At 70.4% G+C, this 25,253-nt stretch carries 21 protein-coding genes; 4 read left to right on the top strand and 17 right to left on the bottom strand.

Annotated features, from left to right (window positions below):
• Positions 1 to 163: 163 nt before the first annotated feature.
• From ACFVU9_RS25385 to ACFVU9_RS25325, 13 genes are all read right to left on the bottom strand, one after another.
• Positions 164 to 1,687 carry a Dyp-type peroxidase gene (locus ACFVU9_RS25385; RefSeq protein WP_387597019.1) on the bottom strand — a complete coding sequence of 508 codons (1,524 nt, stop codon included), beginning with the start codon at positions 1,685 to 1,687 and terminating at the stop codon, positions 164 to 166.
• A gap of 202 nt (positions 1,688 to 1,889) precedes the next feature.
• On the bottom strand, positions 1,890 to 2,900 hold the full coding sequence (locus tag ACFVU9_RS25380; protein WP_387597016.1) for a hypothetical protein: 1,011 nt from the start codon (positions 2,898 to 2,900) through the stop codon (positions 1,890 to 1,892).
• Between the two features lie 91 nt (positions 2,901 to 2,991).
• Positions 2,992 to 4,056: a PucR family transcriptional regulator gene (locus ACFVU9_RS25375; protein ID WP_387597013.1), complete on the bottom strand. Its 1,065-nt coding sequence runs from the start codon at positions 4,054 to 4,056 to the stop codon at positions 2,992 to 2,994.
• Positions 4,057 to 4,120: 64 nt separating this feature from the next.
• Positions 4,121 to 5,563 (bottom strand): NADH-ubiquinone oxidoreductase-F iron-sulfur binding region domain-containing protein, encoded by a 1,443-nt coding sequence (locus ACFVU9_RS25370; RefSeq protein ID WP_387597010.1) that lies wholly within the window; start codon positions 5,561 to 5,563, stop codon positions 4,121 to 4,123.
• Between the two features lie 5 nt (positions 5,564 to 5,568).
• Entirely contained in the window at positions 5,569 to 6,312 is a 744-nt protein-coding gene (locus ACFVU9_RS25365; protein ID WP_387597008.1) for a hypothetical protein, read from the bottom strand.
• A gap of 186 nt (positions 6,313 to 6,498) precedes the next feature.
• The gene (locus tag ACFVU9_RS25360; RefSeq protein ID WP_387597005.1) at positions 6,499 to 6,921 is read right to left on the bottom strand and encodes a hypothetical protein; all 423 of its coding nucleotides are present in this window, start codon (positions 6,919 to 6,921) and stop codon (positions 6,499 to 6,501) included.
• Positions 6,922 to 6,930: 9 nt separating this feature from the next.
• A complete protein-coding gene (locus ACFVU9_RS25355) occupies positions 6,931 to 8,121 on the bottom strand; it encodes a hypothetical protein (RefSeq protein WP_387597002.1) in 1,191 nt (396 codons plus the stop codon).
• Positions 8,118 to 8,798 carry a DUF4142 domain-containing protein gene (locus ACFVU9_RS25350; RefSeq protein ID WP_387596999.1) on the bottom strand — a complete coding sequence of 227 codons (681 nt, stop codon included), beginning with the start codon at positions 8,796 to 8,798 and terminating at the stop codon, positions 8,118 to 8,120. The genes ACFVU9_RS25355 and ACFVU9_RS25350 overlap by 4 nt, the downstream gene beginning before the upstream one ends.
• Positions 8,799 to 8,918: 120 nt before the next feature.
• A complete protein-coding gene (locus ACFVU9_RS25345) occupies positions 8,919 to 9,917 on the bottom strand; it encodes a trypsin-like serine peptidase (protein WP_387596996.1) in 999 nt (332 codons plus the stop codon).
• 98 nt (positions 9,918 to 10,015) lie between these two features.
• A complete protein-coding gene (locus ACFVU9_RS25340) occupies positions 10,016 to 10,375 on the bottom strand; it encodes a WhiB family transcriptional regulator (protein ID WP_387597042.1) in 360 nt (119 codons plus the stop codon).
• A 41-nt stretch (positions 10,376 to 10,416) separates the two neighbouring features.
• Positions 10,417 to 11,742 carry a DUF1996 domain-containing protein gene (locus tag ACFVU9_RS25335; protein WP_387597039.1) on the bottom strand — a complete coding sequence of 442 codons (1,326 nt, stop codon included), beginning with the start codon at positions 11,740 to 11,742 and terminating at the stop codon, positions 10,417 to 10,419.
• Positions 11,743 to 11,941: 199 nt separating this feature from the next.
• Positions 11,942 to 12,835: a helix-turn-helix domain-containing protein gene (locus ACFVU9_RS25330; protein ID WP_387596993.1), complete on the bottom strand. Its 894-nt coding sequence runs from the start codon at positions 12,833 to 12,835 to the stop codon at positions 11,942 to 11,944.
• Positions 12,836 to 12,923: 88 nt separating this feature from the next.
• Positions 12,924 to 13,787 carry a hypothetical protein gene (locus ACFVU9_RS25325; RefSeq protein WP_387596990.1) on the bottom strand — a complete coding sequence of 288 codons (864 nt, stop codon included), beginning with the start codon at positions 13,785 to 13,787 and terminating at the stop codon, positions 12,924 to 12,926.
• A gap of 1,109 nt (positions 13,788 to 14,896) precedes the next feature.
• Between ACFVU9_RS25325 and ACFVU9_RS25320 the strand changes: the two genes are divergently transcribed.
• Positions 14,897 to 15,970 (top strand): hypothetical protein, encoded by a 1,074-nt coding sequence (locus ACFVU9_RS25320; protein ID WP_387596988.1) that lies wholly within the window; start codon positions 14,897 to 14,899, stop codon positions 15,968 to 15,970.
• Positions 15,971 to 16,000: 30 nt separating this feature from the next.
• On the opposite strand, the gene ACFVU9_RS25315 is transcribed toward ACFVU9_RS25320, so the two are convergent.
• Entirely contained in the window at positions 16,001 to 16,558 is a 558-nt protein-coding gene (locus ACFVU9_RS25315; protein ID WP_387596985.1) for a carbonic anhydrase, read from the bottom strand.
• Between the two features lie 537 nt (positions 16,559 to 17,095).
• Here ACFVU9_RS25315 and ACFVU9_RS25310 point away from each other — a divergent pair.
• On the top strand, positions 17,096 to 18,055 hold the full coding sequence (locus ACFVU9_RS25310; protein WP_387596982.1) for a LysR substrate-binding domain-containing protein: 960 nt from the start codon (positions 17,096 to 17,098) through the stop codon (positions 18,053 to 18,055).
• A gap of 57 nt (positions 18,056 to 18,112) precedes the next feature.
• On the opposite strand, the gene ACFVU9_RS25305 is transcribed toward ACFVU9_RS25310, so the two are convergent.
• Both ACFVU9_RS25305 and ACFVU9_RS25300 read right to left on the bottom strand, forming a co-directional pair.
• On the bottom strand, positions 18,113 to 18,328 hold the full coding sequence (locus ACFVU9_RS25305; RefSeq protein WP_387596979.1) for a DUF4287 domain-containing protein: 216 nt from the start codon (positions 18,326 to 18,328) through the stop codon (positions 18,113 to 18,115).
• 107 nt (positions 18,329 to 18,435) lie between these two features.
• Positions 18,436 to 22,422 (bottom strand): Pls/PosA family non-ribosomal peptide synthetase, encoded by a 3,987-nt coding sequence (locus ACFVU9_RS25300; protein WP_387596976.1) that lies wholly within the window; start codon positions 22,420 to 22,422, stop codon positions 18,436 to 18,438.
• Positions 22,423 to 23,118: 696 nt separating this feature from the next.
• Between ACFVU9_RS25300 and ACFVU9_RS25295 the strand changes: the two genes are divergently transcribed.
• Positions 23,119 to 23,775 (top strand): histone deacetylase, encoded by a 657-nt coding sequence (locus ACFVU9_RS25295; protein WP_387596973.1) that lies wholly within the window; start codon positions 23,119 to 23,121, stop codon positions 23,773 to 23,775.
• Between the two features lie 182 nt (positions 23,776 to 23,957).
• Positions 23,958 to 24,710, top strand: a complete 753-nt coding sequence (locus ACFVU9_RS25290) for a dienelactone hydrolase family protein (RefSeq protein ID WP_387596970.1) — start codon at positions 23,958 to 23,960, stop codon at positions 24,708 to 24,710.
• 125 nt (positions 24,711 to 24,835) lie between these two features.
• Here the strand turns inward: ACFVU9_RS25290 and ACFVU9_RS25285 are convergent, their stop codons facing one another.
• Positions 24,836 to 25,096, bottom strand: a complete 261-nt coding sequence (locus tag ACFVU9_RS25285) for a hypothetical protein (RefSeq protein WP_387596967.1) — start codon at positions 25,094 to 25,096, stop codon at positions 24,836 to 24,838.
• Between the last annotated feature and the right edge of the window lie 157 nt (positions 25,097 to 25,253).

Genomic DNA, 25,253 nt, shown 5'->3' with positions numbered 1-25,253 from the left:
ACTTTCTGGTTGTTTTCTCCGGGGGGGGGCCGGCGGGGGGGTCCCGGGGGGGGGGGGGGGCGCGGGGGGGGGGGGGGCGGCGGGGGGGGGGGGGGGGGGGGGCGGGCCCGGGGCTCCCCCCCCCCCCACCACCGGTTTCCGGTTTTACATCCGTTCCAGCGTCCTACAGGAGGTCGGTCATGTTCCCCTGTGCAAGGTCCCGCAGCACCGGGATGGCGGGACTGAAGGCGTAGAGCGCGCCCTCGGTGCGGACGAACGAGTCGGCGGACAGGAGGGTGCTCCGCCCTGCGCGGTCGGCCGGGTTCCCGAAGCGGGCCCTGCTGACGTTGCCGGCGACCCGGTCCCCACCGACCGTACGCATGGGGAACCGCGTGTTGTTGATCCGCAGGTGCTGGAGGAACTCGAACTGCTCGACCAGATCGGACTGGTAGCAGATGAAGAGCAAGCCGCGCGGAGTGTCGGGCCCGTGTGACGGATCTGCGGACCGCGGGTCGAAAACAGGGCCGAACGGTATGCCTCGCCGGATGATACGACGGGGATCGCTCCCCGCGAATGAGGCGGCCGGATCCTTCTGTGGGAGGAACGACTGGTCGTCGCGCGGGCTGGTCTTCCGCAGGTGTGAGAACCGCGGAGTGCGCACACCGTTCGGGCCGTCGGCGTGGCCGAGGTCGTTGCCGAGCAGCTCTCCGGAGGCCGGAGGCACGTCGGCCCCGGGGCAACGGGCAATCGGCGTACCCGAAGGCCACCGCCCCACGAGTCGGGCCGCGAGCCACCCGTCATCGGCGGAGTCCGGCGCTGCGCCGCTGTGCTTCAGGGCCGCCAGTTGGGGCCCGAATTGGGCGTGCCACCCGGCGACGTCCTGGGCCAGCCGACGGATGACCTGGAACGAACCACCGATGCTCCATCGTGGGAGGGCCTCTGCGGGCTCGTCGACGCCGATGACGAACCTGCTCGCCGGCAGGATCCCGGTGCCGGGTTTGCCGAGGACGGTCTCGGGGTCGGCCGGGTCGGGCTCGTCGAATCCGCGCACACCGGGCTGGCTCACGCCGTCGGCGAAGCCGAAGTGGTCGTGACCCCTCAGTCCACCAGGAAGCGTTGCGCCGTCCTGCCGGAAGACCACCGTGGCCTCATGAGCGGCGATCAGCGATCCGTGCCGTGCGACCGCGGCAGCCAGTCTCCGGGGATCGTCGGAGGCCAAGGTCAGCACGGCATGGACAACCGGATTGCGGGCCGCTCCGAACTGCCAGTGCGCAGGGCTGCCGGCTCCGATGTCCCCGACTTGCCAAGCTCGTACGGCGGGCCCTTCACGGAACGCCTGGAAGGACGGCGGGCGACTGACCGCAGTCGGGAAGGGAGTCGCACCCGCCAGCAGGACCAGTCCGGGATAGGTGACGCTCAGGCCTGTCCAGTGCGCGGACAGGCCCGCAGGATCAGCGCCCTTCAGCTTCCGCCGCATCGCGCTGAACGCGGAGTTGTACTCGGCGACGGCCCTCGTCGTGGCGATCTCGGGCAGGATCACTTCCAGCCACCGGCGGGCCATCCCCGTGTCCTCGAAACCGATCATCAGAAGGCACTGATGGTCCTTGCGGAAGCCGGCGAGGATGTCCCCTTGGATGTCGTCGCTGCGGCGCAGCGGTAGATGGGTGGGGCTGTCCGACCCCGTGGTGTGTCCGTTCGTTCCCGGCATACTGGGGCTCCCCTGGGAGGGTGTGCTGGAAGGAGGTCAACCTGCCCGCAGCGGCCGGAGGGCCGTGATCGCAGCGGGATTTCGTGCGGCCGTGGTACGTCGGCCGGGTGTGTCCTCATTCCTAGACCAGTTGCGGGCTTCCTGCGGGGAGTGCGTGCCACAAGGCACGGTGCAGGCACGTCCGGACACCTCTGGACTACGGTCAGGCCCCCAGGCGGCCGGCCGGAACAGGCGGGACCGCGGCTGCCAGGAATCCCGCGATGTCCTCCAGGGAGCGGCCGGAGGTGATGAGGGGCAGTACCTGATGTGGCGTCACCATGTCGGCCAGCAGGTAGCACCGTCCCGGCGAGGCGTCTCCGTGGGCGCTGCTGGCCAGCACCGCGGCTGAGGGATTCGGCCAGTTCCTCGGGTCCTCCGGGTTGCCCGGAACCGCGATGATGATCGCCCACCACGAGCCGGCCGCGTCGCTGACGTACCGCTCCAGGCTGCCGATGGGGAGGACGTCGACGTTGGACAAGGGCTCATCGTCCGCGCTGTCTGTCGCCAGGGCCGGATAGGCCGTGTAGAGGGCCGCTCGATGTGCGAAGAGTGGCGGGGGCGCGTTGAAGGAGCGAAGGTCGCCGTCCAGCCATGCCAGGTAGAGCGGGTCCATGGCGGCCCGCCATGCGCCGAACACGTCGGCACCAGCCATGGCCTGGAATACGTTCTGGGCCTGCGCACCCAGTTTCGCCGCCCGGTCGGCGATCAGGCCTGGGCCGCACATTTGGACGAGTTCGGCGCAGATCGCCGATTCGGCGCGCATGCTGCACGTGGCCCGGACCCAGGCTGCCCCGCTGACTGCGTCGTCCCACGGTGCCCGTCGGCCGTCCGTGCGCAGAAGGGAACTCGTCTTGTCCACGGCCTGTTGGAGCAGCCCGGCGGTGTACGCGGTACCCGCCCCGAGGGCCTCAAGGACTCCACGCCATGGCGGGAGGGCGGATGCGAGGGGGTGCGGGGGGAGGCCGTTCAGGGCTGTGTGGGTCTGTGCGACGGCCACGCCCAACCGCTGGACCTGGTGCAGCCAGTACAGGGCGTCGGAGAGCACCGGTCCGCTCTGGTCCGTTTCCGCGGTGTCCCCGGTCGGGGGGCCGGCCCGCAGCAGCAGTGGCATTCTCCGCAAGATCCGGTGGTCCGCCTCGGCCTCCCCGTAACGGCCTCCGTTGTCGTGGTACATCTCCCCTTCTCCTTGGGGCACTGCGCAGTCAGGTGATCCGGCGTCCGAGCGCAGACCGATACGGGCACCGTGCCACCTGGCTACGGACGAGCTAGCCGGGCGGAGCGTCCGCGGCGGCGACCGCCTGTCCGTCCGGTCCGCCCTCGCCGTGGTAGTTGTGCCTGCGGGAGACCCGTGCCAGCTGGCGGAGGCGCAGGGCCAGCTCCAGTTCGAACCGGCTTCTCGGGTCCTCCAGGGCGGGTCCGAACATGCGCTCCAGCTTGCGGACCCGGTACCTGATCGTCTGCGGGTGGACACCGAGGACCTTGGCGGCGATGGTCGCTCCCCCGCCGATCAGCCACACCATCAAGGTTTCGCTCAGCTGGTCCTTCTGCCGGTTCGTCAGTGTGTCCATGACGCCGAGCTTCTGCTCCACGAGGTGGTTCGCCAGTGCCTCGTCCTGGAGCAGCAGGATCGTCGACAGGTGTTCCTCGACGTAGGCCACACGCGGCCCGGGGCCGCGCTTCGTGTGCTGGAAGGCCAGGAGACGGCGGGCCCACCGGAGCGATTCACCCGCCTCTGCCAGCTTGACCGACGGTCCCACGGCCGCCGTACGGCCGTTCAGCCAGCGTTGGAGATCGGCGGAGATCCTCTGGCCCGGATCGGGTATGAGGACACACAGTTCCCCCGGTGCGAGGAGCGTCATGATGCTGTTGGGTGTCGGCGGGCCCGGCAGCGTGCCGTCGACGGCGACCACGATCAGTTGGACCCGGGTGGGAAGAGCGGCCCAGCCGACGCTTCCGGCCAGTTCGTTGAGCGTCCTGCTCGGGACGATGGCTCTGCCGGTGAGGCCGTCGGCCAGGTGCCGGCGTGCCTGGGCCATCTGGACGACCGTGGCTCCCTTGTTGCCGGCATCCGTCCCGGGCCGAGGTTGCGGCTTTCCGCTCGCGTCGGGGTGCGCCGGTCCAACGGATTCGGCCATCTCGCCGAGAAGGGCCTGGAGTGCCTGCTCGACGCCCGCCCAGCGCTCCCCGGAGCGGGTGGCGGTGCCGTAGGCGCCTCGTTCATACCGGTCGGCGATCTCCACGATGTCCCGGAGGAACGACGCGGTCGTACGAATGAGCGAGCGGGAGGCGGCCTGCGGCGGCCTGCGGCGCTGCGCATCGGTGTCTTCCATGAGCTGGATCTGCCCCTTTCCCAGCCCTGCGGTTCCGGATGGGTTCGCTGTGCCACCGTGTGGATCAGGCGACGATCCTCAGGGCGAGCGCCGGACAGCGTCGCACGGCCCGGATCGCATCCGCACGCTGGGAGTCCTTCAGGGGCATTGTGGCCGCCTTCGGATAACCGTCAGGGCCGAGTTGGATGAGGTCCGGGAGCACGTCTGCGCACAGGCCGTGGGCCCGGCACAGCGTCCAGTCGATCACGAGTCGCTGGTCCGTCTCCTTCTCGGCGTCCTTGGTGATGGGCAGGACACCCGCCACCGCCCGGCCGCAGCCTCCGGAGTACACGTGCAGACTGACGTCGTCCGGGAAGGCTTCCAGCGCCGAGGAAACGAAGCGCGAGGTCCCGTCGGGATGGGTGCACGCCCCCCGGCCGAGGACTCCTCGGACGTGCGTGAAAACGGTGTCGTACGCGCTTTGCCCCCCGGTGCCGGTGAGGGCCTCCAGCCCGTCGGCAAGGCGGTCCAGTCCCCAGGCGCAGGGCCCGCACTGCCGGGCCGACTCGTCGGCCATCCAGCGGGCGACCCGTGCGGTCTCCCCGATGGGGCAGGTGTCCTCGGGCAGCGGCAGGACGGCGCCGGCGCCGAGCGTGGCTCCCAGCGCCCTGAGCGAGGCCCGCGAGGCCAGGGCGTCCGCGCTCGCGCTCGCGCTGAGCCACATGCCGTGGTAGCCGCCCACGAGGAGCCCCTGACCGACGGACAGGCCGCACATCTGCAGGATGTACTTCAGGGGAGATCCTGCGGGGGCTTCCACGACGGCCTGGCCGGCGAGCGTGAGCAGCACCGTGCCCGGTTCGTCCGGCAGGCCGGTCTCGCAGTAGCGCTCCACGCCGAGCCTGGCGGCGACGCCGAGTTGGGCGAACGTCTCGGTGTTGGACAGCAGTGTCGGCAGTCCGTCCAGCCCACGCTCGCTGGTACGGACCTTACGCCCGGAAGGGAGGGCTGGTCCGCCGTTGAGGCCGTTCGTCAGCGCCGATCCCTCGCCCGTGACGAACCGCTCGGGCAGTCTGACCACTCGCATGGCCACACGCGAGAACGCCCGTTCCTGCAGGGCTTGTTGGACAGAGGCCTCGATGTCCTGGCGGGTCACGCCGACGACCACCCGGTCGGCGCCCACCGCGGTGGCGGCCACCTCGGCGCCGTCGAGAACCAGGTGCGGGCTGTTGAGGAGCAGCGCGGTGTCCTTGAGGCAGCTGGGTTCGCCCTCGGTCCCGTTGACGACGACTGCGGGGTTCCCGTCGGATCTGCGGGCCGAATCGAGCACGGCCTGGATCTTGCGGGCGAAGGGGAATCCTGCCCCGCCCCGCCCCCGAAGGTCGATCTGCCGGGTCAGCGAGACGACCTCGTCGGAGCGCAGCAGCGGCAGTGGGCCGTGTACGGCCAGGTGCCGTGCCTGGTTGAGGCGCCCGTTCTCGGTGCCGGCCAGGAGCATTGGCGGCCCGAATGAGGTCACGCTGGGCTGCACGTCGTTCACGGTATCCGCCGCTTGTAGACGAAGGTGGGTGCGATGGGCTGTTCCAGCGGTGACGGGGCTTCGCCCCTTTCAGGGGGCGCCGCCGAAGACCGGGGCGGGGCGGGGCGGGTGGGTGGCGGCACCGGCGCCGGGCCGTCGGCCGCCTGGCCCGGCAGCCGGCTGGACGAACGGAGTTTCAGGAGCAGGACGATGGCGACGGCCGCCAGGCAGACCACGTACGAGATCGTCACCCAGTCCTTGCCCGCCCTTCCGGATTTGAGGCCGTGGATCAGGGCCGCCCCCCAGGCCAGGTACGACGTCATGTGCAGTAGCCGCCACAGGCGGGCACCGCTTTGGGAGGCGAAGCGGCTGCGGATCGCGCCGGTGATCGCCACTCCGGCGAAGACGTATCCGGCGAGGGTGCCGAGGCCCACGAGTACCGGTTGGGCTCCGTCGGTGAAGGGCAGGACCGCTGCGAGCCCGGCCACGTGGTTTTCGGATACCTTGATCCATATGTGCAGTGCCAGGAAAGCCAGTCCTGCCACTGCCAGGACCCGGTGCACGCTCTGGGTGATCAGCCGGTGGTCCGAGTACAGGAAGAAGCGGTCGGTCGACGCCAGCCCCCACAGCACCGCCCCGCTCAGGCACACCAGGGCGAAAACTCCTGCGCCGAAGTCGAGGAACTGCTGTACTCCGGACGATAGTTGGATCGCCCCCAGGTAGAGCGCGGCGAATGCGGCGGCGGCCAGAGCGCCGAGCACGCCGCGTAACAACCTGCGGCGGAAGGGGGCTGGGGTCCCCGTGTCCGCGGGGTTGCTCGCTACGGCTGCGGGGGTGGCGGTACGGCCGCGCTGGGCCCTCGTTCCGTAGCGTCGTCGAGGAGGCATGCTCGTTGTTCCTTCCTTCCGTCGGGCCCTGCCGGAGGCGGGGCCGCGCCTGAGGGTCAATCAGTGTTCGGGGTGGCTCAGGTGGGAGTCGCCGGTCTCGACGCTCCCGCCGAGCATCCTGTGCACCTGTCCGGCCATGGCGTCCGGCCACGGAACCACCACCCACCGTTCCCCGGTGACGTATGTCCCGCCGTAGTCCTTGGCCAGGCCGAGCCACTGGCACTTGGCACTGTCGTCGGCGAACGTCAGCAGGCGGTAGTGGACATCAGCAGCGCTGCAGTCGGACTCGGCCATTTCGGGGGTGTCCACGGCCGTGTCGGGCGAACAGTTCAGCTGGGCGGATGTCCGCAGCACCAGGGCGGCCGGCGACGGTCGACCGCTGTCGAAGGGGGTGGGGGTCGGCCAGCAGAGTGCAGTCACGGATATGACCGACAGCCCGAGGCAGTAGAGGAGGAACCATCGGGCCTGGAACGCGTTGGCCATGGCGCCGGGTCAGTTTCCGCGGACCACGACACGGGTCGACAGCCCGGCCGAGGAGAACGGCCACCAGCAATCGTGGTCGCCCCTGCCCCGCACGTCGAGGATCTCCGTGTCCCCCCCGAACCAGAAGGCGCGCTCACCGTTGATGGTGAGCTGCACGAGACCCGTTTCGGTGACGACCTCGCCGATCTGAAGGCCGAGCGAGCGATCGAAGTCCCTCAGGTCCGCCCTCCTCACCGGTCGCCACTGGCTGAGGCACGCATCGCGGCACCTGCGGCGGTCGCCCAGGAGGATTCCGTCCCCGTTCAGGTAGATCACCCGCCTGTTCAGGGAGAGCACGTCGCCGATGGCCGGCACCACGACGACCGTCAGGTTGGTGTCGGCACCTCCCTGGGGGCCCGGTTCCTTGCCACCTTGGCCGTTGCCGGCTGTGCCCTGGCCGTTGCCACCCTGGCCCTTGCCGCCCTGACCGCCCTGCCCCTGGCCGTTGCCGGCTGTACCCTGGCCCTTGCCGCCCTGACCGCCCTGCCCCTGCCCCTGCCCCTGCCCCTGGCCGTTGCCGGCTGTGCCCTGGCCCTTGCCACCCTGACCGCCCTGCCCCTGGCCGTTGGCCCCGGCCTGGCGCTTGGCAGCCTTGGTCCCGTCGGGGGCGGCCAAGGCCCAGAGCCCGTTGCTCGCCCCGTTGCCCTTGGTGTCGCCGGGGGCGGTGTCCATGACGTACGTGTACAGGGGATGGCCGGCGATGGTCACTTGCTGGGTGTTGTCGTCGCGCGTTACGGACCCGACCGGTCCTGTCACCCCGGGCCACTGCTTGGTGGTGTCCACCTGCGGGACCGGACGCCAGGTCTGCGCGCAGTCGCCGTTGCAGTTCGACTTCGGCGGGTTGGCGGTGTCCTTGTCGAAGACGTAGACGGAGTTGCCCAGCGCGTCGGTCAGGAAGTTCCCCACCTCGTCGTTGGACTTCACCGCCAGTCCGTTGGGCCCGGCGCCCCCGGGGCTCGGCGTGGGGGAGTCGGGTGTCGGCCCGGTCGCGTTCTCGTCAGTGTGCGGGATCGCGCCCGTGTTGGCGGCCGCCTTCACGCTGGCGGTCGTGGCGGGTCCACACCCGGACGTCGCCAGGAGGGTGACGGCTACGGTTCCCGCGAGCACGTACTTGAGGAAGGGGATGGCGTCTGCCGTCCGCTTCTGTGCGATGTTCCTCATTTGGCTTCCTCGGCAGGCTTCCAGAGTTGGGTCTTCTCGAGCATGTCCATGTGATCGCGGACGGTCTTGTCCGCGACCTCGGCGAGCTGGCGCACCTGGCTGTTCTGCGTGTGGGCACGGGTGTAGGCCAGAACCTGGAACACCTTGCCGTGCGCTTCCCGGGTCAGGTTCACGAAGAGCGGGTCGAACCGGTCCGCCGGAGCAGACCGGATCTGCGCCAGCCAGTCCTTCTGTTCGCTGGTGGGTTCGGTGGGCATCCGGTCCACCTTCAGGAGTTGGGCCGCAAGTGCGTCCGCGACGTTCAGGCTGTTGTGGCCGTCGACCATGTGCTCGCCGGCCACCTTGACCTGGGCGGTCCTGCTGGTCTGCTGGGCCTGCTGCCCAGCGGGGCCTTCCCAGAGACCTGCGAGTTTCACCCGGCGGACGAAGTCGCGGTCGATCGCCGTGAGCGGCCCGTACGGTGTGCTCCGGACTCCTTCGCCGTCGTCGGTGAACCCTGCGGGGGTCGCGGCGGTGAGCGGGGTGCTCGCGCTGGTGAGAGCGGACGCGCGCCTGGCTTCCCCGAACAGTTTGACGGGTATCGCCAGGGACGCGATCGTCGCGGCCAGGCCCATGACGATGCCGGCGGTTACCACTCCCTTCGATACCTGGATGGTGCTGATCAGCCCCATTCCCATGAATCGCGCTCCGGATGGGGTCCGCCCCTTCCGCCCGCTGATGGCCATTCGTGATCATCCCTTCCAGTCCACACGGAGCCGGCCGGCGGCGATGCCGGGCCGGTGTCGGCGGGCCTGCCGTTAGCTCGGCTGCACCTGCCGGTCGAAGAAGTCGAAGACCTGCTTGGCCTCGTCCCCCAGTGCGGGTCCGGCGAGCCACTGTGCGGGGCTGGGGCCGATGGACGTGTTACTGACCAGGAACCTGCTCCCACTCGGCGTCCTGACGATCCATCCGCCACCACTTGATCCCCCGGTCATGGTGCAGCCGATAGTGAGCATCGTGGGGCGGGCGGGATCGAAGGACAGCCGGGCCGGCCCGACGGGCGAATTGCAGAGGTCGAGTCTGCGCCCGTCGAACGGCGGAGCGGCCGGGTAGCCGAAGACCGCCATCGAGGCCAATCGTTCCCGTGCGACATCGAAGCGCACGGGGATCGACCCCCCGACGGTCTCCTCCAGTGATCGCGCTCCGGAGGGAGGCGTGACACGCAGCACGCCGAAGTCGAACTGGCTTACCGGCCCGCCCTGTTCACCGCCCTCGGCGGTCCACTGGGGTGAGACGATGTAGCTGATGCCGTTCCAGGCGCCGAACGGACGGCCCTGCTGTTCCGACGGGGCCGCGCCGTCGAAGGCCGGGACGAAGGCGACGTCGGTCATCGGCTTGCCGCCCTTGCCTTCATGGAGGCAGTGCGACGCGGTCCACACGAGGTTGCTCTTGCCTGGATGCACCGGGTCGGTGATGACCGTGCCCGAGCAAACCAGTGCTGCTGCCGAGCTCCGCATGAAGATCTTCCCGAAGACCGCGAGCGAACGGTCGCCTGGCTGGGCCGATTTGGGCTCTATCGGGTCCGGGAAGGGGTCGGTGGCTGCAGCGGCGGTGCCAGCCGTCATGGACGGGGCCGCCGCTCGGGCCGAGCGCATGTCGTCCATGCTCCACGATCCCGTCTGCATGGGCTGTCCCAGGTTCTGCTGCCGGGCCCATCGCTGCCAGTCGGCCATCGTCCAGCTCTCGGCCTTCCGCGGATCCGACTGGCCGGCCGTGGTCAGGGCAGTGTCGGGCTCGCATGCCGTGGCGGCGATCATGACCATCGCCGTCAGCCCGAGAAGTGCCGCCCGGCCCCGTGCAGGCCCTTCCGTGCGGCCTTGCCGTCCCGGGGTCCTGACCGTCCTTGCGTATCGCTTCATCGTTGTGTGTCCTCGTTCCCGGACACGAACTTGAGCTGTTCGTCGATCACCCGGACCAGCAGGTCGGCCCGGCCCTCTGCCCTCAGGCGGATGAGCGCCTGGCGCTGCACCGCTGTCGTGCCCCCGGAGATCCCGCTCTGTCCGGTGATCCCAAACGCGATCTGCCGTTCCAGGCACGCCTCCCGCACTCCGGGATGGCATTGGGCGCACAAGGCGAGTGCTCGGCGTTCCTGGCGTGTGGGCTGCAGGGCGTTGTTGCTCTCCTGGCGGGGGAAGAAGAGCCGGAGGGAGGCCGTCGTGCACGGCTTCACCTTGGAGTCATGCGGTGAGCGGTACGCCGCCGGTAAGGACTTCATTGCGGTCACGCTCCTCTTCACCTGTGCCAAGGTCTCCCGGCTCAGCATTTCATTCCCGAATTTATGCAGGCGACAGCCTTGTCCATCAGGGGACGGTTCATGACGTTGATGAAGTCCGCGTGGTCGGTGACCGGCTTGTGGACCTGTTCCGGGAAACTGTCGACGGCGTAGAACTGTCCAGGCGGAATGACATAGGACACCGTCATCACCAGCTGCGGTACCGGGTGAAACCCTTTTGGACACTGCCCGCGGTCGTTCGCGAAGGCCGTGTGTGAGCGGTGGTTCGCGCTGTCCTGCTGCCCGTTCGAGCAGTCCGGGAAGGCGAAGGTGCGCACCATCTTGGAATTTGCGGGGCAGAGCGGGTACTTGTCCTTGAACTGGATGTTCTCGAAACCCGAGCAGCTCCACGAGGCGTGGGCGTTCCCGGGGCCGTTGGTGAAGGCCTTCGCGTCACCGGTGATGATCCGTGTACCGAAGTCCATTGCCTGGACCGGACCTGCGGGATTTCCCCGGAACGTGATGTCGAAGCCGGCCGGGGTGAGGATGCTGCCTTGATTCTGGTCCGGACCGCCTCCAGGCCGATTGGCGTCCTGGCCGGGCGGGCTGCCGAGGAGCCGCACCACGGGTGCGTAGTAGGTGGACAGGTCCCCGTTCGTGCAGGTGGTGCGGGCTGCTTGCAGGGTGGTGAGGCTGGAGCGGAAGTCGGTGCTGGTGTTGCCCACGTAGTCGTGTTCGTGGTGGGCGGCGGCCTGGACGCCGGGCGTCACGATGACATTGTCGGCATTGAGGTGCTGCTGGTTCTCATTGGTGCCGCACCTGGAACTGAACGTCCCGGTAGACGCGCCCTTTCCGCCTGTGGGCGGCGCGGCGTTGGGCTGGGCCTTGGTGATGTCAACGAAGTCCCTGCTGCTCAGCCCGTTCGCCCGGGCCTTGGCACCTTTGCCGTTCTGGCCGCTGAGGGCGGTGACTGCCCCGTCGGCGGCGGGTCCGGCGGCTTCGCTCTTGACCGAGCACGTGGCCATCGTGAGAAGGGCGGAACGCTGGTCAGCCGCCGTGTGCCGACTGTCAGCGATTTCGGCAATGGTCTGCCGCCGCCTCGTGGCCAGGTCTGCGAGTACGTCCTCGGTGTGCTTCGGGCTGCCGTCCGTACCGACCAGGGTCTGGTAGGCATCGGCCACCTGTTGGTCGAGCAGCCCGAGGCTTTCCTGCGTGGCAGGGTCGGTGCTGGTGCTTCCTTGAAAGCTGTCCCCGACATCGGGGCAGCTAATCGTGCTGAGATTCCGAATTTCTGCGGCGGACTCCGTACGGCTCTCCGGTTCACCGGCGGTCGAGCACGAGACGACGGACAGTCCGCCGCCGGCCAGCATCACCGTCACAGCGGCGAGCCTCGCAACATTTCCGAATCGAACCCGATTTCCCATATCCACTGCGGCAACCCCCTATCCTTTACCCGGAACCTGGAAACTGATTGCCGGACCCGATGGATCGAGCCTATGACGCCACCGAATTCCTCCTAGCAGTCGTGAGAACTGAACAAAAAAGTCGTGCCGGGCTGTGCGGAAACTGCTAGTCCTGAACTCGCCCGGCCGCCCGATGAGAGGGGTGCTCTCCCGGCCACCCCTCCAATGCCAGGACGGCGTCCGCCAGCATCGACGCGTCCGCCGCGTCTCCCAGACGCTCGTGCACTAGGGCGAGCCGTCCGAAGCATCCGGCGGCACGCGAGACGGCTCCTGCGGCGACGGCGAGACGCACCCCCACATGGCAGTACTCCTCGACCTTGGCGAAGTCGGCGAGGTCCTGGTGGAGAGCCGCGGCAAGGTCGCAGATCCGCGAGATCAGCGCCAGGAACCGGGCGCCGGTCGCCGGACCGTAGCCCGCACCGGCCAGGAGGGAAGCGAGGAACCCGAACTCGCCGTCCACCGAGCGGCTCAGGGCCTCCGGCTGCACCTGGCTTCGCATCGACTCCAGCACGGCCACTCTCGATTCCACCCGTGCGACCACCCCGGGACCGAGATAGCCGCCCGCATGGGACGGCTCCGTCGGATCGGACACGGCAGCGAGGGCGCGGTTCACCAGTCCCGCCAGGGTCCGCCCGACAAGCACCGGCGCCTCGCTGTCCACGTGGGCGCCTGGGCAGCCGAGGCTCGCCAGCACCGCGATCGTTCCGTCGAAGGTCCAGGGCTGTACGGCCAGCACGACTTCCCGAGCCGCCACGTGCAGCCAGGCCGGCCACCCGAGGCGCAGCACGTCGTTGCCGGACACGCCATGGATCTTCGCGATCGCGAGCTGAGTGGTACGGTGCGGCACAATCCGCCCCGATTCCCAGCGCGAGACCTTCTCCCGTCTGGCCGCCATGTTCCCGTACCCCAGCTCCGCGTGGGTCCTGGCCACGAGTTGGGCATAGGCCGGGTGGCTCAGCCCCCGTGCCTCCCGCAGAAGGGCCAGCGGATGCTCGGTCATCGTGCACTCACATCTCTCATGTCCGACGCACGCGCCATCGCCCGCGGGCGATGGCGCGCACCCGGGGCCGGTCCGGCGCGGAAGAGGGTCAGGAACCGGCAGCCGACCGGAGCTCGGCCAGAAGAGCCGAAACCGACGGCACCGTGCGGTATGCCGAGAAGACGCCCCGGATGTGTGTGCCCAGGGAGGTCGGCATGCCGCCGAGGAGCAACACGGCGCGCCTGGCGTGATGAACGGCCTCGTCAACGTTCCCCAGGTCGAGGTGTACGCGGAGGGCGAGGGGGATGATCCAGGTGGGCATCCTGAAGGGTCTTTCCGGAATGTCCGCTCCAAGGGCGGGCGAAAAGCCATCCAGGGCCCGACGCGGACGCCTCAGATCAGCCCAGATAATCCCACTGCTGACAGCCAGCCATTCCTCGGTCACCGACTGGCCGGACGACAGTATTCCGCCCGGAACAACACCGCACTGGCCGGACACTTCCTCATATGCTCTTTCCAGGAGTCGGAATGATCCGATCTCATCTCCGGCTCGTCCACGGCCGACCGCTTCCCGGCACCGGTTCAGTGCCGTGAGGCCCGGATCACCATGACCGGCCATCGAGCGTGAGACGTCGAGAAGCAACAGGCCGTCGTCCGGGTCACCTGCTCGCATGTGGCACATGGAGAGGTTCGAGAGACAGACGGCCGCCAGGACCGGTTGACCGATCATCGCTGCGGTGCGGGCGGCGTCGAGGAAGAACCTCTCGGCATCAGCCCACTTCCCTCCGGCGGCCGCCAGCCGACCGCACAGGTCGCCGGCCCGTGCGGCCAGCAGGAGCACTTCCCCCCGGACCTCCGGGCTGAAAGAGGTGCTGGAGAGTGCCACTGTGAGGTGCCCGAGGCAGCCCGTTGCCGCCGGCAACAGGACCCATGGGCTGACCTCAGGGATGAGCTCTCCCAGTGAGTCGACCAACTCCCGGAAGCCGGCCGTGCATTCCGCACCCGACGCACCCGCACGTGCCTGCGGGACCGTGGAGCTCAAGGAGGACAGGGAACGGGCGAAACGGGCGAGTGGCTGCCCGGTCAGGGAGACGTACGACCTGGACGGGAGGTGCGCCCTGAAGACCCGGCCCGGAGCCATCGCACCGGTCTCAGGGGCTGTCGCGACTACGCCCGGGCCGAAATCTCCGGAGGCCAGATGAAGCCAGTGCGGCCATCCCGACCTGTACACGTCCTCACGCCTCACGTGGTGAATGTGGGCGATCGCAAGCTGGGTCTGGATATCCGGCGCAACCGCACCCGACTCCCAGCGCGAGACCTTTTCCCTGCGTGCAGCGATGCCCCCGAATCCCAGGTGTGCGTGGACCTCGCTTATCAGCCGCGCATAGGAAGTCTGGGTATATCCGAGAGAAGTGCGCAGGAACGCCAATGGGTGCCGCGCCATGGTGCAGACCTCACCGCCTTCTGTTGCTGGAGATGCGACAGCGCGCTCCTGGCACGCGCATCGACCGCCGATGCTAGAGGGATTTTTGGCGACGCCATGACAGCGGCTTCGCGCAGGCACCAACGAGGCACCCCCTCGCGGGAGGGAGATTAGCTCGGCCCGCCCGAGGCCCGACAGGTCACGATTCCCACCCTTTAAGTCATCGCTGCGCCCCTTTGGGGCCCCCTCACCGCACCCGCGTCTCGTCGGGCCGCCTTGGCACAACCTGTCCTGATGTCCAGTCAGATACGTTGGAGATACCGCCTTGGCATAGGCACGACGGATGTGATGATGCGCCCGTCTCTGACGAAGATCGGCCCCAGGTCCACGGCGGCCTTTCCTCAACCCGTACGGGAGGAGGCACCACGAAGACACCGAGACAAGCCGCTGAGGGGCCATAGGCTGCTCCCTGCCCCCAGCGTCTTCCTTCGAAGCGGGCCGGCCGACCCTCCACGAAAGTGGACTGAACCGAAGTCCGAGACTCAAGGCGGCTAACCATGACGGCGCATCACACAAGCGGCCGCGGACACGTCCTCCTCCTTGCGACGGGCGCCCGGCAGCGTCACTCCGGGTTCGACTCCGAACACGGGGCGGCGGCCATGGCAGCCGTGACATCTGAGACGATGCTCTCCGGCTGGACGGGACCGGTCGACATCACCCAGGTCATCAACCCGGGAGAGTCCCAGTCGGTGCTCGCGCGAATCCATGCAGCGGCCATCGCCAACGGCCCCCTGCTGATCTACCTGTGCGGCCAGGTGACCCGAGACCGCCTTCACGGGCAGCTCCACATCGTCCTGACGAAGACGACCGGCGGCACGAGGCGCTACACCGAACTGCCGTGGCATTGGATCAGCCTGGAACTGACCCAACGTCGGCCCAACACCACCACTGTGATCGTCGACCTCCTGGCAGACGCGTCGTGCTTCCCGCTGCGACCGACCGATCTCCAACTACCGCCGCACACCGCGCAGTGGGGAGTCGTCCACCCGCCACGAGGACGCTACGCCCGAGAAACCACTCCCGTTTACTCGACGGCATTGGCCAGGCTCATGGCAGCACCCGGAGGAAGCCACCTGGCCCAGCTCCACGCCATGGCCATCGAGACGGCCAAACTCGGCTCGGGCACCGTGGTCCTCGGTGGAAACGCCTATCCGGTACAGTCCGCCGACCGGGGCGCACCTCCGCCCGCTCCACCCGCTCCCCGGATGCCGACAGGCCTCGTCCGGCCGGCAGCACCCGGCCTGGAGACGAATGTGCGTCCCACTGAGCCGGCTCTGCGTTCGGCCATCAACCACGCCGTGCATGCCGGAAACTACGGGGCCGCGGCGCAGATGGCGGCCCAGTGGGAACAGCAGGTCGTCCGCGACCACGGCCGGCAGGGCTCCTGGATGGTGGAGGTACTCGAAACGCAGGCGGTGATCGCAGCCGCAAGCGGCGACACCACCAGAGCCACCCAACTGTGGATCAAAGCCGCCCGGCAACGCGCTGTCTGGCTGCCCCAAGGGTCCGGCCCTCGGCAGGAAGCCCTTCAGAATGCCCAGGCCAGCTGGTTCCGGCTGGACGCGAGCTGGCCCCAGAGCAAGCCGCTCGGCTCGGACCTGGCCGCGGTCCTGCTTGAAGCCGGCCAGGCTCAGGCCGCCGCAGCCGTCGAACAGCGGCTCGCCACCATGTAGAGCCGCAGCCCGTCACGCCGCCGCAGCGCCTCAGAGCGGGCGGAATGCACCGGGCCCGGGGCGCCAGGACAGCACCTCGCCCGATTCGACACGGTAGAACCACGCGTGCAGACCCACCCGCCCGCTGACGAGGTGTCGCGCGACCACGGGATACGTCCGCAGGTGCGCCAGCTGCACCAGCACGTGCTGCTGAGCGCGCGCCGAGAGCACGGACGGTCCCGGCATCACCGTCAGCATCGGGACGGACGCCGTCTCCGCCGTCCGTGTCAGCCACCCCTCCATCAGGGGTGTCGTGGTCCGCCGGTGGACGAGGCCTCGCAGGGCGTCGCAGTGCGAGTGCCCGCAGACGATGATGTCGGGCGTGTTCAGCTCCTCCAGTGCATACTCCAGTGTCGCTCCCACGCCACACACCGCATCGGGCCGGTAGGCTGGGATGACGTTCCCCGCCATCCGCAGTTCGAGGACCTGGCCCGGCTCTGCACCGGTCATCGACGAAGGCTGCACACGGGAGTCCGAGCACGAGATGAACAGGGCCTGCGGACGCTGGCCGAAGGAGAGTCTCGCCAGTTCCTGCCGACGCCCCGCCATGTCCCGTGAATACCGGCGGGTCCGGGCTATGAGTGCTTCCACTGCTTACTCCTGGATCTGCAAGGGGGACACGGGCCTTCCGCAGGGGCGGTGGACGATGCGGCCTCGTCGTCCCGGCTGCCGCCGGCCCGTGTACCCCGCGGAACGTCCATCAGGGGATCGATGAAGCGAGCGAGACGATCGAGATGACGCAACCCGCCGACCAGGGACAGGAAACTCACGGCGAACGGTGCCGCGACCTCCAGGAGGGCACTTGTCCGAACCCACACAGCACACTCCCACTTCGGTCAGCCGTAAGTTCCCTGCCGCCCACGAGAGTTCTCACGAAGACGGACTCTCCGATGCGTTCACGGCGAGCCTCGCCAACTTCCCACGGCTCCTGGCCCCTTTCTCACGGCCTTACCGGAAACCGATGAAAAGGGACCTGCTCTTCACCCGAAACGTGTGTCAGCCGGGGATGACCAGGGGCCGCCACCGGGCACAGGGCCCAGAGCACACACAAGGCACCTCCTGGCTCCTTGGCGCCTCCTACGATGAATGTCAAGATCATGCCCATGCCGAAATCTGCCTGAGGGGCCACTAACGCATTCCAGTTCACTGGGAGGGATCATCAACATCCGCCGCCTTGAGGTGTTCCTGGAGATCCTGGACGCCAGAAGCTTCACGACTGCCGCCCGGCGACTCATGGTGAGCCAGCCAACCGTGTCGAAACACCTCCGCCTGCTGGAGAAGGACCTCGACGTACAGCTCATCCGCCGAAGGGCGGGCGGGCTCCCCCAGGCCACTGCGGCGGGCGAAGTGTTCGCCCGCTATGCCCGCGGCCTCGTCCGGCTGACCCGGGAGGCCAAGCGTGCGGCGGCGGCGGCCGACCGATCCGGCGCAGAGGTGCTGTCCATCGGTGCCACGAGCATGGTGGGTGCCACGCTGATCCCGCGGCTGCTCCGAACGTTCCATTGGCGGTTTCCGGACGTCGAGGTCGACCTGCAGGTCGGGAACCAGGAGGCCATCGCTCAACGCCTGTTATCCGGCTCCTGCGCCGTGGGAGTCCTGGCCGGGCGCCTTCACGAACCGAGGCTGACCCAGAAGGCGTTCGCCAACGAGGATCTCGTCCTGGTGACCAAGCGCGGACACCGGTTGACCGGGTCGCGGATCGTCCCCTCCCAGCTCGGGAACGAGGTGTTCCTGCTGCGCGAGACCGGCTCCAGTGACCGCCGGGCCCAGGAGGAATCCCTGGCGAGATGGGGGCTGGAGAACGTACGGACCTCACACGTGGGTTCCGGAGAGGTCATCAAGCGAATCCTGGAGACCGGCTACGGCGTCTCCCTGATGGCCCGGACGGCGGTGCGAAGCGAACTGTCCACCGGCTCCCTGAGTGTCCTGGACATCGACCCGGCACCGGCCCGGCGGCTGATCACGGCAGCCCATCGCATCGATCACGCGCTCACCCCCGCAGAACGCTCATTCCTCGGCCTGCTCGACGAGATGGGCCCCCCGTAATGCAGTCCCACGAAAGGTCCGGCTGCCGAAATGCGGTGCCCCGCGGGCCGAACCCGCTCAGGCTCCGGCAGCCTGCGCGAGGGTGTGGGCGACGAGGGCGTTGGCGTGGCCGTGGCCCAGGCCGTGCTCGGTCTTGAGCCAGGCGACGAGCTCCATGTGCCTGGTGAGCGGGGAGGTGCGGATGAGGTCCTTCCACTCGGCGACGGGGCGGCCGTACTTCTTCTCGATCGACGGGAAGTAGGCGGCGGGGCCCTTCACGGGGGTGGCGGTCATGGTGCGGTGTCCTTCCGGGGTGGCACACAAATAGCGTGCGCGGTGCGTTTCACGGGTTGAGACCGTGATCGCACCGCGCACTCATCGCTTCACGCGCGTGACTCGCGTCACACCGTGGCGCGCCGCCTTCCCCGGCCGGCGCGGCGGCCGGCGGGCGGGGTGGGGTCGGCGTTCCAGGCGGCGACGGGGTTGCCGAGCCAGCGGGTGGAGCCGGGGACGTTCTCGCCGCGCATGACCAGGGAGGCCGGGCCGACGGTGCTGCCCTCGCCCAGGGCGGAGTTGAGCAGCACGATGGAGTGCGGCCCGGTGGTGGAGCCCGCGCCGAGGTGGACGGTGCCCAGGCGCATGACGCGGTCGTGGAAGAGGTGGGTCTGCAGGACGGTGCCGCGGTTGACGCTGGCGCCGGCCTCGACGGTGACGAGGTCGCTCTCGGGCAGCCAGTGGGTCTCGCACCACACGCCGCGCCCGATGCGCGCGCCCAGGCTGCGCAGCCACAGGTTGAGGTAGGGGGTGCCGGTGATGCTGGAGCCGCCGAAGGGCATGGCGAGTTCCTCGACGAAGGTGTCGTAGAGCTCGTTGCGCCACACGAAGGAGGACCACAGGGGGTGCTCGTCGGTGCGGAAGCGGCCCACGAGCAGCCACTTGGCGGCGGTGGTCAGCGCGCAGGCGATGACGGCGGCCAGGGCGAGGACCAGTCCGCCGGTGGCGATGGCGGTGGGCACGCCGTAGTCGTCGCGGATCTCCTGGAAGGCGGCGAGGACGAAGTCGCCGAGGACGACGGCCAGGACGATCGGCAGCAGGCGGCACAGCTCGACGCCGGCGCGCGCCCACATCAGGCGCCTGGGCGGGTCGTAGGTGCGGGCCTCGCCGCCGGTGTCGGCGACGCGGGGCAGCGCGAAGGCGGGGCGCCCGAGCCAGGAGGAGCCCTCGGGGGCGTGGGCGGGGGTGTCGGACAGGACGCCGACGAGGGAGTTGTCGGGCAGGTGGCGCCCGGGGCCGACGATGCCGGAGTTGCCGACGAAGGAGCGCTTGCCGACCTGGGCGGGGCCCAGGTGCAGCCAGCCGGCGCGGACCTCGTAGGGGGCGACGAGGGTGTCGTCGGCGAGGAAGGCGCCGTCGTCCACGCGCATGAGGCCGGGCAGGGACAGGACCGTGGAGGCCTCGACGCGCCGGCCGATCTTCGCCCCGAGCAGGCGCAGCCACAGCGGGGTGAAGAGGCTGGCGTAGAGGGGGAAGAGGGTGCGGCGGGCGGTGTCGGTGAGGCGGTGGACGGCCCAGGCGCAGAAGGCGACCTTGCCGTGGGCGGGGTGGTGGCCGGGGCGCAGGGGGCGGGAGAACAGGCGCACGGCCAGGACTATGAGCGTGGCGTGGCAGAAGAGGGTGAGGACGGTCAGGGGGATGGTGAGGGGAAGGAGCTGGAGGATGGCCTGGCCCAGGGTGCGGTCGGCGTCGATCATCGGGTAGATGATCGCGAGGGCCGGGGCGGCGGCGATCAGCGGCAGGAGGCCGAAGAGGGTCAGGCCGGTGCCGTAGGCGAGGTTCCAGGCGCGCGAGCGTGCGCGCGGGGCGGGGTGGGCGGGCCAGCCGGCGGGTGCCTCGGGGGCGGGGCGGGCCGGGGAGCCGTGCCAGTGTTCGCGGGCGGGGACGGTGCCGGTGACGCAGGAGCCGGGGGCGATGTCGGCGCCGGCGCCGACGCGGGCGCCGGGCATGAGGGTGGAGCGGGTGGCGACGCGGGCGCCTTCGCCGATCTCGACGTGGCCGAGGTGGAGGATGTCGCCGTCCAGCCACCAGCCGGCGATGTCGGCCTCGGATTCGAGGACGGCGCCGGTGCCGATGCGGGCGAGGCCGGTGACGGGGGGCAGGGTGTGCAGGTGGACGTCCTTGCCGACGCGGCAGCCCAGGGCGCGCGCGTAGCGGGCGGCCCAGGGGGTGCCGGGCAGGGCGCCGACGCCGAAGAGGGCGACGGTGCGTTCGGCGAGCCACAGGCGCAGGTGGACGTGGCCGCCGCGGGGGTGGCTGCCGGGGCGGATGCCGGCGGTGATGACGCGGGCGCTCGCGGCGGCGAGCAGGGTGCGGCCGGGGGCGCTGTAGAAGAGGAGGAGGCCGGCGAGGACGGGCCACCAGGAGGAGTGGGGGGCCCAGGGCAGGTGGGCGCCGGTGAGGTTGTCAAGGGCGGTGAGGACCAGGACCCAGCGCAGGCCGGCGAGGGTGAAGAGGCCGAACAGGGCGATGGTCTGCCACAGGCCGGCGCTGGCGGGGGTGCGGCGCACGTCGCGCCGGCGGGGCGCGGGGGCCTCGGGGGTGCGGGCGCCGGTGTGCGGCGGTGCGAGGGAGTCGAGGTGGGCGGCCATCGCGCTCAGGCCGGGGTGGGCGTAGAGGTCGGCGACGGACACGCCGGGGTAGCGGGTGCGCAGTTCGGAGACGAGGCGGGCGGCGGTGAGGCTGGAGCCGCCGAGGGCGAAGAAGTCGTCGCCGGCGCCGGGGGCCATGCCGAGCAGGGCCTCCCAGTAGCCGGCGAGCCAGCCGGCGGTGCCCTCCAGGGGGCCGGCGGCCGCGGCGTCCTGGCGGCCGGTGGTGGCCAGCGGCCAGGGCAGGGCGTTGCGGTCGACCTTGCCGGAGGTCTTGGTGGGCAGGGACTCGACGAGGGCGAGGACCGGCACGAGCGGGGCGGGCAGGCGCTCCAGCAGCAGCTGGCGGGCGGCGGCGAGGTCGGGGTGGGTGCCGGGGCGGGCGACGAGGTAGCCGACCAGCAGGTCGGCGCCGGCGGGGGTCTTGCGGACGGCGGCGGCCGCGGCGCGCACGTCGGGCAGGGCCTGGAGGGCGGCGTCGATCTCGCCGAGTTCGATGCGCCGGCCGCCGAGCTTGACCTGGTCGTCGGCGCGGCCGACGAAGACGAGGCCTTCGGGGTCGTTGCGCACGAGGTCGCCGCTGCGGTAGACGCGCGGGGAGGCGAAGACGGGGTGGGGGCTGAACTTCTCGGCGTCCTTGGCGGGGTCGAGGTAGCGGGCGGTGCCGACGCCGGTGATGAGCAGTTCGCCGGTCTCGTACCAGGGCACGGGGTGGCCGTTCTGGTCGACGACGGCGATCTCCCAGCCGTCCAGGGGGGCGCCGATGCGCACGGGCTGGCCGGGCAGCATGCGGGCGGCGGTGGCGACGACGGTGGTCTCGGTGGGGCCGTAGGTGTTCCAGAACTCGCGTCCGGGGGTGGCCAGGCGCTCGACGAGTTCGGCGGGGCAGGCCTCGCCGCCGACGATGATCAGGCGCACCGCGTCCAGGCACTCCTGGGGCCACAGGGCGAGCAGGGTGGGGACGGTGGAGACGGCGGTGATGCGGCGCTCGACGAGCCAGGGGCCGAGGTCGGTGCCGGCCTTGACGAGGGAGCGCGGGGCGGGCACCAGGCAGGCGCCGTGGCGCCAGGCGATCCACATCTCCTCGCAGGAGGCGTCGAAGGCCACCGACAGGCCGGCCAGGACGCGGTCGCCGGGGCCCAGCGGCCGCTGCTGGAGGAACAGGCGGGCCTCGGCGTCGACGAAGGCGGCGGCGCTGCGGTGGGTGACGGCGACGCCCTTGGGGCGGCCGGTGGTGCCGGAGGTGAAGATGATCCAGGCGTCGTCGGCGGGCGAGGGCCAGGCGGGGCGGCCCGACGGGCGGGCCTGGGGGCCGGCGCTCAGCTGGTGGCCGGCGCCGATGACGGCGCACACCTGGGCGTCGTGCCAGATCATGGCGGCGCGCTCGTCGGGGTCGTCGGCGTCCACCGGCACGTAGGCGGCGCCGCAGCGCAGGACGGCGAGGACGGCGACGTACAGGTCGGCGGTGCCGGAGGGGATGCGCACGCCGACGCGGTCGCCGCATCCGATGCCGTGGCCGGCCAGGGTGCCGGCGAGGGCGTCGACCTCCTGCAGGAGGGTGCGGTAGTCGAGCACCCGGGTGCCGGTGTCCAGGGCGGGCGCGTGGGGGTGGGCGTCCGCGGTGGCGGCGATGATGTCGAGCAGGCTGCGCGGGTGGGCGGGCTGGGCCACCGGCCAGGCGGCCGCGTACCCGGGGTGGGGGCGGTGCAGCGTGCCTGGGCCGGCCGTGTCCTGGCGTGCGTCCATGGGGGGTGGTTTCCTCGGCTCCGGTTCCTGGGTCAGGTCTGTTGGCTCGGGTGCGGCGTCACCCGCGGGGTGGGCGGGTGCGAACGCGCACGGGCGTCACTCGGGGTGACGCCCGTGGAAGCACGTTCTTTCACCATGACTCGGTGGGGAGTCCTGCGGATGCAGATGGAGCGTGGTCAAAGGAAATTCTCACGATCTGTGCCGCACGGGACGGCAGGGGAACGATTCGAATGTGATTTCGGTCTTTATGGGGTGTTTTCGCTGGTGAAGGGTAGCGGCTGCGGGAGGACGGCGCCGTGACGGGAGGGATGGGAGTGATGAACGCCATGCGACCGGAACGCTACCGGCTGCGGCGGGGACACCGCCTCCGCGGGGGTGTGCGAACCGTTCACCCGGACGACACACCGTGACGGCGGCGTTGACCTGGGCGGACTCTTCGGGAACGCACCGGGGCGGCCCCCGGGGCCCGGGTGAGGGGCTGGTGAGGGAAGCGCGGGGGCCGGCGACGGGACGCACACGCATTCGACGTAGGAGGTGCCGGGGACGCCGTGGACCGGCCCCGGACTTTCTCCCGGACATCCCCCCGAACTCCCCACCGGGCGTCCCCGGACCTCCCCCGCCCCTCGCACTCCCCCGGACTTCCCCGCCTCCCCGCCTCCCCGCTTCTCCCGGCCGCCCTTGCTAGCGTCGTCGTCCGTGAGCCTGGTCTGGTACGCGGCGTACGGGTCGAACCTGGACGCCGCCCGCATGGCCTGCTACCTCGCCGGCGGACGCCCCGAGGGCGGCGCACGCCACTACCCCGGATGCCGCGACCCGCGCCCGCCGCGGCGCGACGCCGCGGTGACCCTGCCCGGGACGATGTACTTCGCCTGGCACTCCCCCACCTGGGGCGGCGGCGTCTGCTTCTACGACCCCGACTTCCCCGACCCCGGCTTCCCCGACCCCGACTTCCCCGACCCCGACGCGGGCGGCGAAACACCCTTCCGCGCCTACCTCCTGACGGACGGCCAGTTCGGCGACGTCGCCGCCCAGGAGATGCACCGCTCCCCCGGAACCGACCTCGACCTCACCCGCGTCCTCACCCACGGCCGCGACCGCACCGGCCCCGGCCGCTACGAGACCCTGCTGCGCGCGGGCACGCTCGACGGCCTGCCCCTGCTCACCTTCACCGCCCCCGGGGGCCTGGCCGCCGCCCGCCTCAACCCGCCCACCGCGCCCTACCTGCGCACCCTGGCCGCCGGACTCGCACAGTCCCACGCCTGGAGCGCCCGCCGCTGCGCCGCCTACCTCGCCACCCGCCCGGGCGCGGCCGGGCACTGGAGCGAGCGGGACGTGCTGGCCGTCCTGGGCTGACGGAAAAGGGGGTGCGCGCAGCCCCGTGGGGGACTGCTAGCATCCCCTCCCGTAACCGTGACCGCACGTCAGGAGGTGGAACCCGTGAACGCAGTGACCACGCGGGTGCTCCCTCTTCCCGTCACGGCATAGGTATTCGCCGGGAGCGCCGAGAACGACGCATGTCCCGGAAGGTGATTCCTATGTCCTCTCTCCACTTCACGTCCGACACCGCCTCCGCCGGTGTCCGCGAGCGCGACTTCCTCCTCGGTGAGGTCCCCGGCGTCCTGTGGTCGCCCGAAGCCGGCTGCCGGCAGGCGCCGCTGGTCCTGATGGGCCACGGCGGCGGACTGCACAAGAAGACCCTGGCCCAGGCCGACCGCGCCCGGCACCTCGTGCGGGCCTGCGGGTACACGGTCGTGGCCATCGACGCGCCCGGTCACGGGGAGCGTCCCCGCACGGCCGTCGACGACCGGGCCCGGGCCGACATGATCCGGGCCCGCCAGGACGGCGAGCCGCTGGGCCCGATCGTCGCCGCCTACGGCACCCACCTCGCCGAACTCGCCGTCCCGGAATGGCGGGCCACGCTCGACGCCCTCCAGCGGCTGCCCGAGATCGGCCCCGACGCGCCGATCGGCTACGGCGGCGGCATCACCCTCGGCACGGCGATCGGCATCCCGCTGGCGGCCGCCGAGCCGAGGATCCGGGCCGCGATCTTCGGCGGCGGGTTCATCCCGCACGAGGGACTGCTGGCGGCGGCCCGGCGGGTCACCGTCCCGGTGGAGTTCCTGCTCCAGTGGGACGACGCCGAGGTCCCGCGCGAGCTGGCCCTGGGCCTGTTCGACGCCTTCGCCTCCAAGGAGAAGACCCTGCACGCCAACCCCGGCGGCCACGGCGACGTCCCCGCCTTCGAGGACCCGGCCCTCTTCCTGAGCCGCCACCTCGGCACGGCGTAACGCACCCGAGTGGGAAGTCGGCACGGCCGGCTTCCCCCTCCGCCCTCCCGCGCCGCGGCGGCGTGGCCGAGCACATCATCACTATGCCGCGCCACCAAGGTAGTTCACTCGCCAGTGGCAGGTGATCAGAAGGCACCGGCCGGGCGCTGGTGCCCGCACGGCACCGGGTCGCCGTTCCCGTCGACGACTTCGGAGGCGTTCGCCGAGTTCACCCACACCGTGATGCCCTGGGCGTGCACGACCGTGTTGAACGGCGACTCCTCGGGATCCTTCCCGGTCACCACCGTGAACTCCTCGCCCGGACGCATCCAGTGATCGGTGCCCCACGGCTCCACCCAGAGGCAGAGCATGCTCTCGGTCTCGTTGCTCACACTGGTCCTCGACACACCGGAACCCTACGACCACGCGGGCGTGGGGGGGGGGGTGGGGCGGGGGGCCCACCCCCCCCCCCCCCCCCCCCGGGGCGGGGGGGCCCCCCCCCCGGGGGGGGGGGGTGGTATAAAAAAAAGACACAGGCCACCAGAAGAAATGTTTTTTAAGAGG

Source organism: Kitasatospora sp. NPDC057936, from assembly GCF_042887525.1.
Classification (GTDB): Bacteria; Actinomycetota; Actinomycetes; order Streptomycetales; family Streptomycetaceae; genus Kitasatospora.
This window is presented reverse-complemented; position numbering and strand designations above follow the sequence as displayed.